Annotated in this window: 12 protein-coding genes; 1 reads left to right on the top strand and 11 read right to left on the bottom strand. The window is 73.2% G+C overall.

Annotation, left to right across the window (positions count from 1 at the left end):
- Window positions 1-70: 70 nt before the first annotated feature.
- The 6 genes from ACIA47_RS16995 to ald all read right to left on the bottom strand — a co-directional run bounded on the left by ACIA47_RS16995 (window position 71) and on the right by ald (window position 6,249).
- The gene (locus tag ACIA47_RS16995) at window positions 71-841 is read right to left on the bottom strand and encodes a pseudouridine synthase (protein ID WP_203124906.1); all 771 of its coding nucleotides are present in this window, start codon (window positions 839-841) and stop codon (window positions 71-73) included.
- Window positions 828-1,898, bottom strand: a complete 1,071-nt coding sequence (scpB, locus tag ACIA47_RS16990) for an SMC-Scp complex subunit ScpB (RefSeq protein ID WP_396708861.1) — start codon at window positions 1,896-1,898, stop codon at window positions 828-830. Before scpB ends, ACIA47_RS16995 begins: the two co-directional genes overlap by 14 nt.
- Window positions 1,891-2,985, bottom strand: coding sequence for a segregation/condensation protein A (locus ACIA47_RS16985; protein WP_396708859.1), 1,095 nt, complete (start codon window positions 2,983-2,985; stop codon window positions 1,891-1,893). Before ACIA47_RS16985 ends, scpB begins: the two co-directional genes overlap by 8 nt.
- A 41-nt stretch (window positions 2,986-3,026) precedes the next feature.
- Window positions 3,027-3,950 (bottom strand): ParA family protein, encoded by a 924-nt coding sequence (locus ACIA47_RS16980; protein ID WP_203124903.1) that lies wholly within the window; start codon window positions 3,948-3,950, stop codon window positions 3,027-3,029.
- 179 nt (window positions 3,951-4,129) lie between these two features.
- Window positions 4,130-5,095: a site-specific tyrosine recombinase XerD gene (locus ACIA47_RS16975; protein ID WP_396708856.1), complete on the bottom strand. Its 966-nt coding sequence runs from the start codon at window positions 5,093-5,095 to the stop codon at window positions 4,130-4,132.
- Window positions 5,096-5,133: 38 nt separating this feature from the next.
- Window positions 5,134-6,249 (bottom strand): alanine dehydrogenase, encoded by a 1,116-nt coding sequence (gene ald / locus ACIA47_RS16970; RefSeq protein WP_112584275.1) that lies wholly within the window; start codon window positions 6,247-6,249, stop codon window positions 5,134-5,136.
- A gap of 280 nt (window positions 6,250-6,529) precedes the next feature.
- Here ald and ACIA47_RS16965 point away from each other — a divergent pair, with 280 nt between their 5' ends.
- Window positions 6,530-6,817 carry a TM2 domain-containing protein gene (locus ACIA47_RS16965; RefSeq protein WP_396708854.1) on the top strand — a complete coding sequence of 96 codons (288 nt, stop codon included), beginning with the start codon at window positions 6,530-6,532 and terminating at the stop codon, window positions 6,815-6,817.
- 84 nt (window positions 6,818-6,901) lie between these two features.
- On the opposite strand, the gene ACIA47_RS16960 is transcribed toward ACIA47_RS16965, so the two are convergent.
- From ACIA47_RS16960 to murJ, 5 genes are all read right to left on the bottom strand, one after another.
- On the bottom strand, window positions 6,902-7,507 hold the full coding sequence (locus ACIA47_RS16960; RefSeq protein WP_396708852.1) for an NUDIX domain-containing protein: 606 nt from the start codon (window positions 7,505-7,507) through the stop codon (window positions 6,902-6,904).
- Complete coding sequence (locus ACIA47_RS16955) at window positions 7,504-9,255, bottom strand: CTP synthase (protein WP_355431872.1); 1,752 nt, start codon at window positions 9,253-9,255, stop codon at window positions 7,504-7,506. The genes ACIA47_RS16960 and ACIA47_RS16955 overlap by 4 nt, the downstream gene beginning before the upstream one ends.
- Window positions 9,256-9,418: 163 nt before the next feature.
- Window positions 9,419-11,833 (bottom strand): hypothetical protein, encoded by a 2,415-nt coding sequence (locus tag ACIA47_RS16950; protein WP_396708849.1) that lies wholly within the window; start codon window positions 11,831-11,833, stop codon window positions 9,419-9,421.
- Window positions 11,833-13,002 carry a glycosyltransferase family 4 protein gene (locus tag ACIA47_RS16945; protein ID WP_396708847.1) on the bottom strand — a complete coding sequence of 390 codons (1,170 nt, stop codon included), beginning with the start codon at window positions 13,000-13,002 and terminating at the stop codon, window positions 11,833-11,835. The genes ACIA47_RS16950 and ACIA47_RS16945 overlap by 1 nt, the downstream gene beginning before the upstream one ends.
- The gene (murJ, locus tag ACIA47_RS16940; RefSeq protein WP_396708845.1) at window positions 12,999-14,687 is read right to left on the bottom strand and encodes a murein biosynthesis integral membrane protein MurJ; all 1,689 of its coding nucleotides are present in this window, start codon (window positions 14,685-14,687) and stop codon (window positions 12,999-13,001) included. The genes ACIA47_RS16945 and murJ overlap by 4 nt, the downstream gene beginning before the upstream one ends.
- Window position 14,688 lies beyond the last annotated feature (1 nt).

The following is a 14,688-nucleotide window of genomic DNA, read 5'->3' as shown; positions in this document are numbered from 1 at the left end:
GCCACCACCCGGGCGGCCGCGTCGCGGCCATCGGTGGAGCCTACCGGCTGCCGTACCCCGAACTCGGGGGTCAGTCACCCACCGCGTTGAACAGGGCGGCGACCTCGGCGTTGGTCAACCGCCGGATCCGCCCGGTGCGCAGGTCACCGAGCCGGATGGGCCCGATCGAGGTACGCACCAGCCGGGTGACCGGATGGCCGACCTCATCCATCAGCCGCCGGACGATGTGCTTGCGGCCCTCGTGCAGGCTCAGCTCCACCTGGGCGGATTTGCCGAGAGTGTCCACCACCTTGAACGAGTCGACTTTGACCGGCCCGTCCTCCAGCTCGACGCCGGCCAGCAGCCGCTTGCTCAGGTTGCGCGGGATCGGCCCGACCACCTCGGCGAGGTAGGTCTTCAGCACCTGGTACGACGGGTGCATGAGCTTGTGCGCGAGGGTGCCGTCGTTGGTGAGCAGCAGCAGGCCCTCGCTGTCCGCGTCGAGCCGCCCGACGTGGTAGACCCGCTGCTCCAGCCGGGCGCCGATGAAGTCGGCCAGCTCGTTGCGTCCCTTTTCGTCCGCCATGGTGGTAACCACCCCACGCGGCTTGTTCATCGCCACGTAGACCAGGCGAATGTCGACCTGGAGGCGCTCCCCGTCCACGTGGATCACGGAGGTGGCCGGGTCGACCTTGTCGCCGAGCTTGGCGACCCGCCCGTCCACGGTGACCCGGCGGCGGAAGATCAGGTCTTCGCAGGCACGCCGGGAACCCACGCCGGCGGCGGCGAGCACCTTCTGCAGGCGCTCAGCCCCCTCGTAGACGGGCGCGTCGGGTTTCGGGGAACGGTTATCGGGTCGCATCAGCAAGCTCTTCTACGTCGTCGGGCAGGAAGGGTGCGAGGGGCGGCAGCTCGTCGACGGTGTTCAGCCCGAGCTTCTCCAGGAACAACGTGGTGGTCCGGTAGAGGAACGCCCCGCTGTCCGTTTCGGTGCCGCACTCCTCGATGAGGCCGCGGGTGACCAGCGTACGGATGACCCCGTCGCAGTTCACACCCCGGATGGCTGAGATTCGTGAACGGGTCACCGGCTGCTTGTAGGCGACCACGGCGAGCGTCTCCAGCGCCGCCTGGGTCAGCCGTACGGACTGCCCGTCCAACACGAACCGCTCAACGTACGTAGCGTATTCCGGGCGGGTGTACAGCCGCCACCCGCCGGCCGCCCGGCGCAGCTCGAACCCGTGCCCGGCCGCGGTGTAACCGGCGGCGATCTCGTCGAGCATCGGCCCGACCCGTTCGGCGGGCTGCTCCAGCACCTGGGCCAGTACCAGCTCGCTGACCGGCTCGTCGACGACCAGCAGGATCGCCTCCAACGCGCCGCGCAACTCGGCGTCGGACAGCTCGGGCGCGGGCTCCGGCGCGACCGTCGCCCGCCGCCGCCCCGCCAGCTGCCGCCGGGGTACGTCCCCAGCCCCACCCGACTCCCCCGCCGTGCCGTCCGTCACCCCGCCGAGGTCCGGCCCGGCCGGGCCCACGTCGTTCGGGGGCGCCTCAACGGGATCTGGCTCACCCGGGCCTGCCTCGTCCGAGGCCACCTCAACAGGGCCTGGCCCACCCGAGCCCACGTCGACCGGGCTCGGCCCATCCGGGTCAACGTGCGCAGATCCCGACGCGACCACGTCCGGCTCGGCGGAATCGGCGGCAGCGTCGATTTCCGGTCGGCGCGCCGCCGCTTCGGGCAGCGCCTCGGCCAACGCGGCCCGATCGGTGGTCGGCTCGGCCAGCTCTCCGGTGTCCGGTGGCGCGGCTGAGTCGTCCGGCGGCGTGGGGGTGTCGGCGGCGGGCGGGCGGGGGCGGTCCCACGGGGGAACCCAGGCGGCGGCTTGGTCGGCCAGCGAGTCCCCACGTTGCTCGTCACTCATCCCGCGCACCCTCCGTCGTTCCGGCCCCGTCCGGTCCGCCGGTCTCCCCCGTCAGCACAAGGTCAGCCCCAGCCGGCTCAGGCTCTGCCCCTGCCAGCTCAGGCCCAGCCCCCGCAGGTTCTGCCCCCGCCGGCTCAGGCCCGGCCCCCGCCGGATCAAGCTCAGCCCTCACCGGCTCAAGCTCAGCCCCCGCCAGTTCAGGACCAGCCCTCACCGGCTCAGGCCCCGGCGACTGCGGGTCGGCCGGGGTGCCGGCGTACTCGTCGACGTGCAGCTCGGTGTCGCCGTCGGTCGGGCCGGTCCAGCGCACTGTCAGCTCCTCCAGGGCCTGCTCCTGCACGAACGACACCAGGCCCTCCCGGTACAGCTCCAGCAGCGCGAGGAACCGGGCCACCACCTCCAGGGTGGCCTCGCAGTCGGCGCAGAGCAGCGAGAACGTGGCGGTGCCGGCCCGGCGCAGCCGGGCGGCGAGGATCGCCGCGTGCTCCCGGACACTGACCCGGACCATGTGCACGTGGGCGATGGAGACCTCCGGCACCGGCTTCGGGGTCATCGCCTTCACGGCCAGCTTCAGCAGCCGCTGGGGGCCGATGCCGAGCACCAGGTCGGGCAGCGCCTCGGCGTAGCGGGGCTCCAGGCTGACGGCACGCGGATAGCGTCGGCCGCCGACGGCCTCCAGCTCCGCGATGTGCGCCGCCGCCTCCTTGTACGCCTTGTACTGCAACAGCCGGGCGAAGAGCAGGTCCCGGGCCTCCAGCAGGGCGAGGTCGGCCTCGTCCTCCACCTCGGCGGCGGGCAGCAGCCGGGCCGCCTTCAAATCGAGCAGGGTCGCGGCGATCAGCAGGAACTCGCTGGCCTCGTCCAGGTCCCAGTTGTCGCCCATCGCCCTGATGTAGGCGATGAACTCGTCGGTGACCGTGTGCAGGGCCACCTCGGTGACGTCGAGTTTGTGCTTGCCGATCAGTTGCAGCAGCAGGTCGAACGGGCCGGTGAAGTTGGCCAGCCGCACCGTGAACCCGGCGGGCTGCACACCGTCGACCACTGCCGCGTCGGCGGTCTCGGGTGGGTCGAGGGGTGGCGCGGTCACCGGACGACCGTAGTCCACGAGGCGGGCACCGGGCGTTCCGGCTACCGCTCCGACTGGGCGGCGATCACCTCGCGGGCCAGCTGACGGTAGTTACGTGCCCCGGAGGAGGCCGGGTCCATCGTCGTGATGGGGGCACCGGCCACGGTGGACTCGGGGAACTTCACCGTCTTGGTGATGACCGTCTGGTAGACCTTGTCGCCGAACGCCTCCACCACCCGCTGGAGGACCTGGCGGCAGTGCGTGGTGCGGCTGTCGTACATGGTGGCGAGGATGCCTTCGAGTTCCAGGTCGAAGTTGAGTCGCTCGCGCACCTTGTCGATGGTGTCCAGCAGCAGTGCCACACCGCGCAGGCTGAAGAACTCGCACTCCAGCGGGATGAGCACGCCGTGTGCGACGGTCAGCGCGTTGATCGCCAGCAGGCCGAGTGACGGCTGGCAGTCGATCAGGATGTAGTCGTACTCCTTGCGGACCGTGCGCAGGACCCGGGCCAGGGCCATCTCCCGGGCGACCTCGTTGACGAGCTGGATCTCGGCGGCGGAGAGGTCGATGTTGGCCGGCAGCAGGTGCAGGCCCGCAACGTCGGTCTTGATGAGGACGTCCTCGGCGAGCACGTCGTCCTGCATGAGCAGGTTGTAGACGGACAGGTCGAGGTTGTGCGGGTTGACGCCCAGCCCCACCGAGAGCGCGCCCTGCGGGTCGAAGTCGACGAGCAGCACCTTGCGGCCGTACTCGGCGAGCGCCGCGCCCAGGTTGATGGTGGTGGTGGTCTTGCCGACGCCACCCTTCTGGTTGGCCATCGCGATGATGCGCGCGGGGCCGTGCCGGTCGGTGGGCATCGGCTCGGGAATGGGCTTACGCATCGTGTAGGCAGCCGGGTCCGCAGGACCCAGGTCCGCGCCGAGCGTCGCCTGCTGCTCGCGGAGCTCCGACGTCCAGGTCTCGGCACGGTCACCGTTGCCAGCCATGTGCTCGTTGCCCCCTCCCGACGACCCACCCGGCGCCGGAGCCCTCCGACGTCCTTCGCGGCGCCGCTGCGCACCCCGGTCGTGTCGCTCCAGGAGGTCCGCGCCGATGCCGACTGTACGCCACCGACCAGCAGGGGGTTCGGCACCGGCCCGGCGTGTCGGCGTCGACAGCGACCGGTTCAGCCCTGGGCGCGCGGGTGCGCGGTGGCGTACACCTCGCGCAACCGCTCCACGGTGACCAACGTGTACACCTGGGTGGTGGTCACCGACGCGTGGCCGAGCAACTCCTGGACCACCCGGACGTCGGCGCCGCCGTCGAGCAGGTGGGTGGCATACGAGTGGCGCAGGGTGTGCGGGGAGACCGCGGCCGGCCCGTCGACGGGCAGGCCGGCCCGGTCGGCGGCGCGGCGCAGGATGCCCCAGGCGCCCTGGCGCGACAGCGCGCCGCCGCGGGCGTTGAGGAAGACCGCCGGGGTGCCCCGGCCGGCGGCGACCAGCCCGGGGCGCGCCCGGACCAGGTAGGCGCGGACCGCGTCGACGGCGTACCCGCCGATGGGCACCAGCCGCACCCGGCCGCCCTTGCCGCGCAGCAGCACAGTGCCGTCGGCGGTGTCGAGGTCGTCCACGGCGGCGCCGACCGCCTCGGAGATGCGCGCGCCGGTGCCGTACAGGAACTCCAGCAGCGCCCGGTCGCGCAGCGCGAGGGGCGCGTCGTCGCCGGTCGCGGTGATCGGGCCGGCGGTTTCCAGCAGCCGGATCACGTCGTCGACCGGTAGCGCCCGGGGCAGCCGCCGCGGCGGTGTCGGCGGGCGGACGTCGCGGCTCGGATCGGCGCCGGCCAGCCCCTCGCGCAGCGCGAAGCGGTGCAGGCCGCGTACCGCGCTGGCCGCGCGGGCGGCGGAGGAGACCGCCAGCGGCGGGTGGACGTCGTCGCCGGCGCGCAGCCGCGCCAGGTGCGACTCGACGAGGCCGGCGCCGACCGACGCGAGGTCGGTGACGCCGGCATCGGCCAGGGTGGCGAGATAGCGGTCCAGATCCCGACGGTACGAGGCGAGCGTGTTCGCGGAGAGGCCCCGTTCGACGGTCAGGTGGTCGAGGTAACCGCGAACGGCACGGCGCAGCGCCGGCGTGGGTGGTGTGCCCACGCCGGCGGAGTCCGTGCCGCCGGTCAGCCCGCCACCGTTCAGGCCAGCGCGTCGGCCAGCGGGAGCACGTCCATGCCGTGCGCCTCGGCGACCGGGCCGTAGGTGACCTGCCCGGCGTGGGTGTTGAGGCCCAGCGCCAGCGCCGGGTCGTTGCGCAGCGCCTCGCGCCAGCCCTGGTTGGCCAGCTCCAAGGCGTACGGCAGGGTGACGTTGGTCAGGGCGTACGTGCTGGTGTTCGGCACCGCGCCGGGCATGTTCGCCACGCAGTAGAAGATCGACTCGTGCACCTTGTAGACCGGGTCGGCGTGCGTGGTGGGGCGCGAGTCCTCGAAGCAGCCGCCCTGGTCGATGGCGATGTCGACAAGCACGCTGCCCGGCTTCATCCGGGAGACCAGCTCGTTGGAGATCAGCGTCGGGGCCTTCGCGCCGGGCACCAGCACCGCGCCGATGACCAGGTCGGCGTCGAGCACGGCGCGCTCGACCTCATACGCGTTGGAGGCCACGGTCTGCAGGTGCCCCCGGTAGATCGCGTCGGCCTGCCGCAGCCGGGCGACGTTCTTGTCCAGCAGCAGCACCTCGGACTGCAGACCCAGCGCGATCGCGGCAGCGTTCATGCCGGAGACGCCGGCCCCGATGACCACGGTCTTGGCCGCGTACACGCCGGAGACACCGCCGGGCAGCACACCACGCCCACCGCCGGTACGCATCATGTAGAAGGCGCCCACCTGCGGGGCGAGCCGGCCGGCCACCTCGGACATCGGGGCGAGCAGCGGCAGCGACCGGTCGGGCAGCTCGACGGTCTCGTACGCGATGCCGGTGACCCGGCGGTCGATCAGCGCGTCGGTGCACTCCTTGGAGGCGGCCAGGTGCAGGTAGGTGAAGAGCACCTGCCCCTCGCGCATCCGGTGGTACTCCTCGGCGATCGGCTCCTTGACCTTGAGCACCAGCTCGGCGGTCTCCCACACCTCGTCGGCGGTGGCGAGGATCTTCGCGCCGGCGGCGGCGAACTCCTCGTCGGTGATGCTGGAGCCAACCCCGGCGCCGGACTCGACGAAGACCTGGTGGCCGCTGCGGGTGAACTCGTTGACACCCGCTGGCGTGATCGCCACGCGGTACTCGTGGTTCTTGACCTCGCGTGGGATTCCGACCTTCACGATGCAGACACCTCTCTTCGGGGCTGCTCTCCCCCGACTGCTCGGTGCCACGACGGCCCCTTTGCCATCGCGGTACACCGGTCCTGCGGCGGCAGTCTAGGCGCGCCCGGTGCCGCCGCGAGCCAGCACAGTGGCACCCGGTGCCCGGGTGTCCTGACGAAGTGTCAGGGCGGCGCCGACATTCGGCGGTCGAGCGTCACCTCAGCCAACAGGACAGTGTTTCACCATTATCGTCCCATCTGCCGGGCGGCGGTGCGGACAGCCGGCGAGTGGATCACTAATGTGTCCGCCCATGACCACTCCTCCTTACCAGCCCGGTTACCCCCAGCCGGGGTATCCCCAGGGCGTCTCCGACAAGAGCAAGATCGTCGCGGGCATCCTCGGCATCCTGCTCGGCACCTTCGGTGCCGGTCGGTTCTACACCGGACACACCAAGATCGCCGTTCTCCAGCTCGTCGTGAGCCTGGTGACCTGCGGCGTCGGCGCTCTCTGGGGCGTCATCGACGGCATCCTCATCCTGGTCAACGGCGGCACGGACGCGCAGGGCCGTCCGTTGCGCGACTCCTAGACCAACCAGTGAAAGGGGCCCCGCGGCTGACCGCGGGGCCCCTTTCGTGCGTACTCCCCCACCGGGCTGGACCGACGGCGACGCTCAGCGCGGCAGCGGCGCGTCCGCCCGACGCAGCTGCGCGAAGCCGGTGTCCCGGGCGCGGGCCGCGGCCAGCAGCCCGGCCACCGCGGACGCGTTGGTGATCTCGCCGGCCAGGACCATGGCGACCGCCTCGTCCAGGTCGATCCGGACGACCTGGAGGTCGGCCTCCTCGTCGTGGCGCTCGTGCCGCTCATCGGCCGGCACGTCGGCGAGGTCGCGGGCCAGGAACACCCGGACGATCTCGTTGGTGAACCCCGGCGAGCTGTGCAGGTCCACCAGCACGTCGACCCGCCCGGCGGTGAGGTCGGCCTCCTCGGCCAGCTCCCGCAGCGCGGCCACCGGCAACTCCTCGCCGGAGACGTCCATCAGACCGGCCGGCAGCTCCCACAGGTGCCGCCCGACCGGGTGCCGGTACTGCCGGATCAGCACCACCTGGCCGGCGTCGTCGAGCGCCACCACGGCCACCGCACCGACGTGCCGAACGAGGTCCCGCAGCCCGGTCCCACCGCCGGGCATTGTCACCTCCTCGGTGACCACGTCGAAGATCCGCCCCCGGTACCGCTCCTCCCGGGAACGCACCTCGTAGCGGTGCTCAAGCTCGCTCACGAGGTGGACGCGGCCTTCGTCGCGGCGCCGTTGCGGGCGGCCTTGCGCGTCGTCGGGGCCTCCGCCGCCGCGTCCAGGTCGACCGGAAGCTGGTCGGCCTGCGAGTACGCCACAGCGGCCTTGACGAACGAGGCGAACAGCGGGTGCGGGCGGGTCGGGCGGCTCTTCAACTCGGGGTGCGCCTGGGTGGCCACGAAGAACGGGTGCAGGCTCCGGTCCAGTTCGATGAACTCGACCAGCCGGCCGTCCGGCGAGGTGCCGGAGATGTGCAGGCCCGCCTTGGTCAGCGCGTCCCGGTAGGCGTTGTTCACCTCGTACCGGTGCCGGTGCCGCTCGCTGATCTCGGTGCTGCCGTACGCCTCGGCGACGATCGAGCCTTCGGTCAACGTCGCCGGGTACGCGCCCAGCCGCATGGTGCCGCCCAGGTCGCCCCGACCGGCGACGATGTCCTCCTGGTCGGCCATCGTGGCGATGACCGGGTGGGCCGCCTGCTCGTCGAACTCCAACGAGTTGGCGCCGTCCAGGTCGGCCAGGTGTCGGGCCACCTCGATGGTCATGCACTGCAGGCCGAGGCAGAGGCCGAGCAGCGGGATGCCGGCCTCGCGGGCGTACCGGGCGGTGCCGATCTTGCCCTCGATGCCGCGTACGCCGAAGCCGCCGGGGATGAGGATGCCGTCCACGCCGGCCAACGCCGCTGCGGCGCCGGCCGGGGTGACGCACTCGTCGCTGGGCACCCAGCGCAGCTGCACCCGGGCCCGGTGGCCGAAGCCCGCCGCCCGGATCGCCTCACTCACCGACAGGTACGCGTCGGGCAGGTCGACGTACTTGCCGACCACCGCCACGGTGACGGTGTGCCGGGGGCGGTGCACCCGCTCCAGCAGGTCGTCCCAGCTGGCCCAGTCCACGTCCCGGAAGGAGAGGCCGAGCCGGCGCACCACGTACGCGTCGAGCCCCTCCCGGTGCAGCACCTTCGGGATGTCGTAGATGCTCGGGGCGTCCGGGGCGGCGACGACCGCCTCGGCGTCCACGTCGCAGTAGAGCGACAGCTTCTCCTTGAGCTTCACCGGGATCTCCCGGTCACAGCGGAGCACGATCGCGTCCGGCTGGATACCGATGTTGCGCAACTGCGCCACCGAGTGCTGGGTCGGCTTGGTCTTCAGCTCACCCGAGGGTGCCAGGTACGGCACCAGCGACACGTGCAGGTAGAAGCAGTTGTCGCGGCCCAGGTCGTGGCGGACCTGGCGGATCGCCTCCAGGAACGGCAGCGACTCGATGTCGCCGACGGTGCCACCGACCTCGGTGATCACCACGTCGGGGAGTTGCCCGTCCTCGTCCGGGTCGGCCATCGCCAGGATCCGCGACTTGATCTCGTTGGTGATGTGCGGGATGACCTGGACGGTGTCGCCCAGGTACTCGCCGCGCCGCTCCTTGGCGATCACGTCGGAGTAGATCTGACCGGTGGTGACGTTCGCCTTGCCGGACAGCGCCCGGTCGAGGAACCGCTCGTAGTGCCCGACGTCGAGGTCGGTCTCGGCGCCGTCCTCGGTGACGAAGACCTCACCGTGCTGGAACGGGTTCATCGTCCCCGGGTCGACGTTCAGGTAGGGGTCGAGCTTCTGCATCACCACGCGCAACCCGCGCGCGGTCAGCAGGTTGCCGAGGCTGGAGGCGGTGAGGCCCTTACCCAGCGAGGAGGCGACGCCCCCGGTGACGAAAATGTGCCTGGTCGTCCGTGCTGATGGGGCCAAGGCCTGCTCCCGTGTCGTCTGTCGCGGTCATGCAGACCGCCGTGCTTGATCAGCAAAGTGATCACGCGATCCACGGGATTCGACGGTAACACCTCCCGGGCGGGTACCCGCAGGCCGCACCCCGGCTGCGACACCTCCGGGCCATCCGGGCGAGGCCCGGCGCTCAGGACGCGGCAACCTCCGTCGATGACCGGGAGACCTGCCGGGGCGCTACGGGCACCGTCGGCGCGGCGTCCGGCGTCGACAGGCTCGCGGTCGGCTCGGCCGGTTCGTCGGCGTCCCCGCGGCGCTCCCCCGCAGTGTCCGACGCCGGTTGGGCGAGGGTCGCCGGTGCGCTCGGGGGCGGGCCGGCGATCGGACGCGGGTGCACGGCACCCAGTGGCCCACCGCCGCCGGTCGGACCGTCACCCCCACCGACCGGGCCGACCCCGCCGGACCCCGAGTCGTCGTCGGCGCCGTTGGCGCGGGAGCGGCCCGCTGCCGGGCGGGTCCGGTCCGCGGCGTGCCCGAGCACCCGTAGCGACGCCAGGGCCGCCATCGGCACCACCAGGGCGGCGGCAGCGCCCATCACGTCCAGGGCCGCGCCGTCGAGCACACCACCGAGCACCGCGGCGACCACAGTGCCGGCCAGCGCGGCCCGGACCGCCGGGTAGATGCCGAACAGCCGCATCAGCCCACCCCACGGCTGCAACAGGGCGAACCACACCAGCAACCCACCGGCCAGCGCCAGCACCGTCAGCGGGCTGTTGACCAACGTCTCGAAGTTCTCCGTGCTGGACCGGTGCACGGCGAAGCCGCCAGTGCCGTCACCGAGCGCGGAGAGGAACCGACCCAGGCTGCCCCGCTCCCCCGGCGGACGCCGCAGGTCCACCACGGCGAACCCGATACCGACCGCCAGCGCGGCCATGGCGGCCCAGGCCAGCCGGCTGATCGTCAACCAGCCACCAGCGCTGATCACGGCGGCGGCGCTGACCCCGGCGGTGAGCGCGATCGCGCCGACCGGGTCGGCGCCCAGGTACGGGCTGCCGACCACCACCACCGCGAGGCCACCCACAGCCACCATCACCGCCGGCCGCCAGCCCCGGTGCACCCGTTGGGCGAACCAGCCGCCGGTGACCAGCGCACCGGCGAGGAACACTCCCAACCCCACAGTGCTCAGCCCGGCGTACCGGCCGCCCTGCAACGCGGAGTAGCCGACCACGCTGTTGAGCTGGAGGCGGGACCCGGTGAGCACGTCCAGCCCGACCACGAGCGTGGTGAGGCCGGCCACCGCTCCGAGCGGGCCGAGGGTGTTCGCGTACCCGGGGGCGAACCGCACCGCCGCGGTGCCCGCGGCCACCAGCAGCGCTGTCACCCCGGCGAAGATCCACCCGGGGTGCTCGCCACGCCACCAGGGCACCGCGTCGGTCAGCAGCGCCGCCGGCACTGTCAACGCCGCGGCGACCAGCAGCAGCTCCATCACCGCCACGATCCGCCCGGAGACGGGCGTCGGACCGGCCGGGCCGGCGTGCGGACGGGCCCGGCGCAGCAACGGCAGCATCGCGAGCGCCAGCAGCACCTGCACCCCGGCGAGCAGCGCGAAGAACACCCCGGAGACGGAGCGCTGGGCGGCCGCCTCCCGGTCGGCGTTCGCCGGCGCGTTGATGGCCTCGGTCAGGTCGGCGGGACGACCGCCGGTGCTGATCGCCGGACGGCCGAGGAAGAGCCGCTCCGGCATGGGCCGGCCCAACGCGGCGAGGGCGGTCGGCGCGAGGTCGACAAGTTGCAGGTACCCGTCCCGGCCGGTGCTGGCCGAGGTGAGCCACCCCCGCTCCCAGCCCGGCCCGTCGGCGACCGCCACGTGCAGCCGCGCCGGCTGGGTGGTGTCGGAGATCCCCGCAACCAGCACCAACGACCGTGGGGGTCGCGCCGCCAGCACCCGGGCCAGCTCGGCGTCCGCCGCGCGGGCCTCCTCGGCGCGGGTGGCCGGGTCGGCCCCCTTGACAGTGCCGAGGTCGACGATGCTCAGCACACACGAGCCGAGCAGCGGCCGCGGGTCGGCCGGCAGCCCCGAGGCGTACCGGTCGACGCGGCCGAACGGTCGGGCGGCGGCCACTGCCGCGCCCGGGCCGACGGCGACGGAGCACCGCACCGACTCGGACAACGAGCCGGGCATTGCGCCCCAGGGCAGCCGCTGCTGGTTGTACTGGACCACGCCCTCCTGGTCGGGCAGGTTCGCGCCGATGCCGTCCGGTTGTTCCACCGTCACCGCCGCCGACGGGCAACCGTCGACCGACCGGCTGCCGTTCCACGCGGCGAAGCTGCCCGCGCCGAGGGTCAGCCAACCGTCCACCGGGCAGGTGGGCCGGTGCGCCGAACGCACCGACAGTGAGCCGATCGAACCGTCCTGGGCCATCCGCCACAACGTCGGGGTGCTCTGCGGATCCACATCCTCCCAGCGCAGCCCGGCGATCCCGGCGAGCACCACGAAGTCGGCGCTGCGTTGCGGGGCGCCCTGGGGTGGGCGGGCGGCGAGCGCGGTGACACCCAGCGCCACCACGAGCAGAGTCAACAGGGCGGGAGCGATTCGGCGCAGCATCACCGCTGTCCCGTCCTCGGGGCGTCGGAGCCCGGGGCGACCGCCGGACCGCCGGGATTCCCGGCCAGCTCGGCGTAGAGGGCGGCAAGCGTGGCGACGGTGTCCGCCTCGGTCGGCCACGTCGCCGCCTGTTCGGCGCCACGCCGGCCCAACTCCGCCCGCGCCGCCGGGTCGTCCAGCAACGCGCGGACGGCCGCGTCGACAGCGTCCACGTCACCGGCGGGGACCAGCGTGGCCGCGTCACCGACCAGGTCCGGGAGCCCGCCGACCGCGGTGGCCACCAGCGGCACCCCGGCGCGCAGCGCCTCCTGGGCGAAGAGTTGTCGCGCCTCCCAGTCGCTGGTCACCACGGCCAGGTCGGCGCCGGCGAGCAGGTCGGCCACGTCGGTGCGGTGCCCCAGCAGCGTCACCGGGGCGCGGGCGGCCGACGTCCGCGCGGCGAGCGGCAGATACGCCGGCCCGCTGCCCGCGATCACCACGACCGGCGGCGGGGTACGCGTACGCCAGCGGGCCGCCGCGTCGATCAGCACGTCGTAGCGCTTCTGCGGGTGCAACCGACCGACCGACACGATCAACGGCTGGTCCGGGCGGACGCCGAACTCGGCGCGTACCGCCGCCGGGCGACGACGCGGCGCGGGCAGCGTCGGCGCGGCGACCGGGGCGAGCCGGGCGTCGACGGCACCCACCTCGGCGGCCCGTCGCACCAGGTCCTCGGAGGCGCCGAGCGCCACCCGGACGCCCCGGGCGACCACCCGTTCGACGAGCCGGGACACACCGCCCCGCAGTCCCCCCGCGAGCACGGCGTTGTGCCAGGTGACGATCAGCGGGGCGGCCGGACGGGCCAGCACGGCGACCAACCCGGCGCGCAGGCCGTGCGCGTGCACCACGTCGACGTGAGCGGCAGCGAGCGCCCGGCGCAGCGCGAGCACCGCCCGGGCGTCGGCCGGAGTCGGGCTGGCCGGGATCTCCACCGGCTCGAACCGCGCACCGACACCCGTGAAGTCGAACTGCTCCTGAGTGGCGGCGGGCCCGCAGACCAGGACGGTGGTGCCGTCGGCGACGAGGCCCCGGGCCACCGAACGGACGTGCTGGCCGACCCCACCGGTGCTGGACGCGAGCACCAACGCGACGGTGCCCGACCAGTTGGCAGGCTGAGCTGGCTCAGTCATCGCGTCGCCGTCTCCTTCCCGTCGCCCCGCTCCGCGGAGCCCGCGCCCGGTGTCGGCGCACCGCCGGACGGCCCCCGCCGGCCCAGACGCCGCAGCACCCCGGCGAGCAGTGGCTGTACGTCCCGCCGGTCGACGAACCAGACCACGGCGAGGAACACAACCCCAACCAGAACCCCGGACAGCATGCCCTGACCGAACGCCGCCGCCGTCGTCGGGGTGCCGCCGTCCAACTGGTCGAGCCACCGGCTGAGGCCCCACCCGGCGAGCCCGGCGAGCACACCGGCGAGGCCACCGGCCGCTCCGGCCCGTGCCGCTCCCGCGAGGGCGCCACGGCCGGCGCTGCGCCGCACCGCCAGGAGCAGCAGGGCGCCGAGCACCAGCATCCCCACCGAGTTCGCGGACGTCACCGCGAGCACCCGGTCCCGCAATGGCAGCACCGCGCCGAGCAGCAGGACGACGGCCGGCACCACCAGGAAGCCGACCGCCGTGGCGAGCGTCGCCGCCCGGGTCTCGCCCCGCGCGTAGAGCGCCCGGGTGAGCACCGCGAAGAGGCCGTAGCCGACCAGGCCGGGGGCGTACCCGATGATCGCGGCGGCGGCGGTCGACGCGGTGTCCGACGGGAAGAAGAAGTGCCCGACCGGCCCGGCGGTCCCGATCAACGCGGCCGTGCCGAGGCAACTGAACAGGAGCACACCGCGGACGGCCGGCGCCAGGGTCGTGCGGTAGGTGCGCTCGTCCCCGGCGGCCCGCGCCGCCGCCAGGGTCGGGTAGGCGGCGATGGCCAGCGGCACCGCCAGCACCGCCCACGGCAACAGGTAGACGGTCTGCGCCAGGTTGTAGACGCCCGGGTTGCTCCGCGCACCGGCGGTGACCTGGTTCAGGCTGACGATCAGAGCGATCTGCTGGGTGGTGACGGTGACCGCTCCGGCCACCGCCAACCCGCCGACCCGGGCCCGCGCGTCGGCGGGGAACCCGAAGCCGGGCCGCAGCCCGAGGCGCAACCGGCGGACCGGAATCAGCAACGACAACGACAGCACCACCACGCCGAGGGTGGTGCCGCCGGAGAGCAGCAACTCACCGCCGGGGCTGACCCCGCCGACCGTGGCGTACCGGCCCTGCGTGACGGTGAACCCCAGGTACACGAGGATGACGGTGAGGCTGGACAGCAACGGGGCGAGCACCGGCCAGGCGAAACGTCGGTGTGCCTGGAGCACCCCGGTGAGCACGATGCCGACCCCGTACAGCGGCAGTTGCGGCGCGAAGACCCGCAGCATCCGCACCCCGCTCTGCTGCTGGGCGGTGGTCAGGTGATGGCCCAGCGACTCGACCACCGGGCCGGCGAGCAGCACCACGAGCAGCGCGAGCGGGACCAGCAGGGCCAGCGTCCAGGTCAGCAACGCGCCGGTCGTCCGGGCCACTGCCGTCCGGTCGCCCGCCGCGACCGCGCCGGCGAGCAGCGGTACGACGAGGCTGGCCAGCGCTCCCCCGGCGACGATCTCGAAGATGAAGTTCGGCACCGCGTTGGCCACCACGTAGGTGCCACCGAGGTCGGTGGGCGCCAAGCTCCAGGTGAACACGGCGGTGCGGCCGAAGCCGGCGAGTCGGCTGGCCACGGTGAGGACGGCGATGAGCGCGGCTGCCCCGGCCAGCCGGCCGGCGCCGGCGAGGGGTGCCGGTCTGTTCACG

It is taken from the genome of Micromonospora sp. NPDC051227, assembly GCF_044455385.1.
Taxonomy (GTDB): domain Bacteria; phylum Actinomycetota; class Actinomycetes; order Mycobacteriales; family Micromonosporaceae; genus Micromonospora.
This window is presented reverse-complemented; position numbering and strand designations above follow the sequence as displayed.

Coding starts and splice junctions, on each gene's coding strand:
- ACIA47_RS16995 (WP_203124906.1), bottom strand. CDS start 841: ATGCGACCCGATAACCGTTCCCCGAAACCCGACGCGCCCGTCTACGAG.
- ACIA47_RS16965 (WP_396708854.1), top strand. CDS start 6,530: ATGTGTCCGCCCATGACCACTCCTCCTTACCAGCCCGGTTACCCCCAG.
- scpB (WP_396708861.1), bottom strand. CDS start 1,898: ATGAGTGACGAGCAACGTGGGGACTCGCTGGCCGACCAAGCCGCCGCC.
- ACIA47_RS16950 (WP_396708849.1), bottom strand. CDS start 11,833: ATGCTGCGCCGAATCGCTCCCGCCCTGTTGACTCTGCTCGTGGTGGCG.
- ACIA47_RS16945 (WP_396708847.1), bottom strand. CDS start 13,002: ATGACTGAGCCAGCTCAGCCTGCCAACTGGTCGGGCACCGTCGCGTTG.
- ACIA47_RS16980 (WP_203124903.1), bottom strand. CDS start 3,950: ATGGCTGGCAACGGTGACCGTGCCGAGACCTGGACGTCGGAGCTCCGC.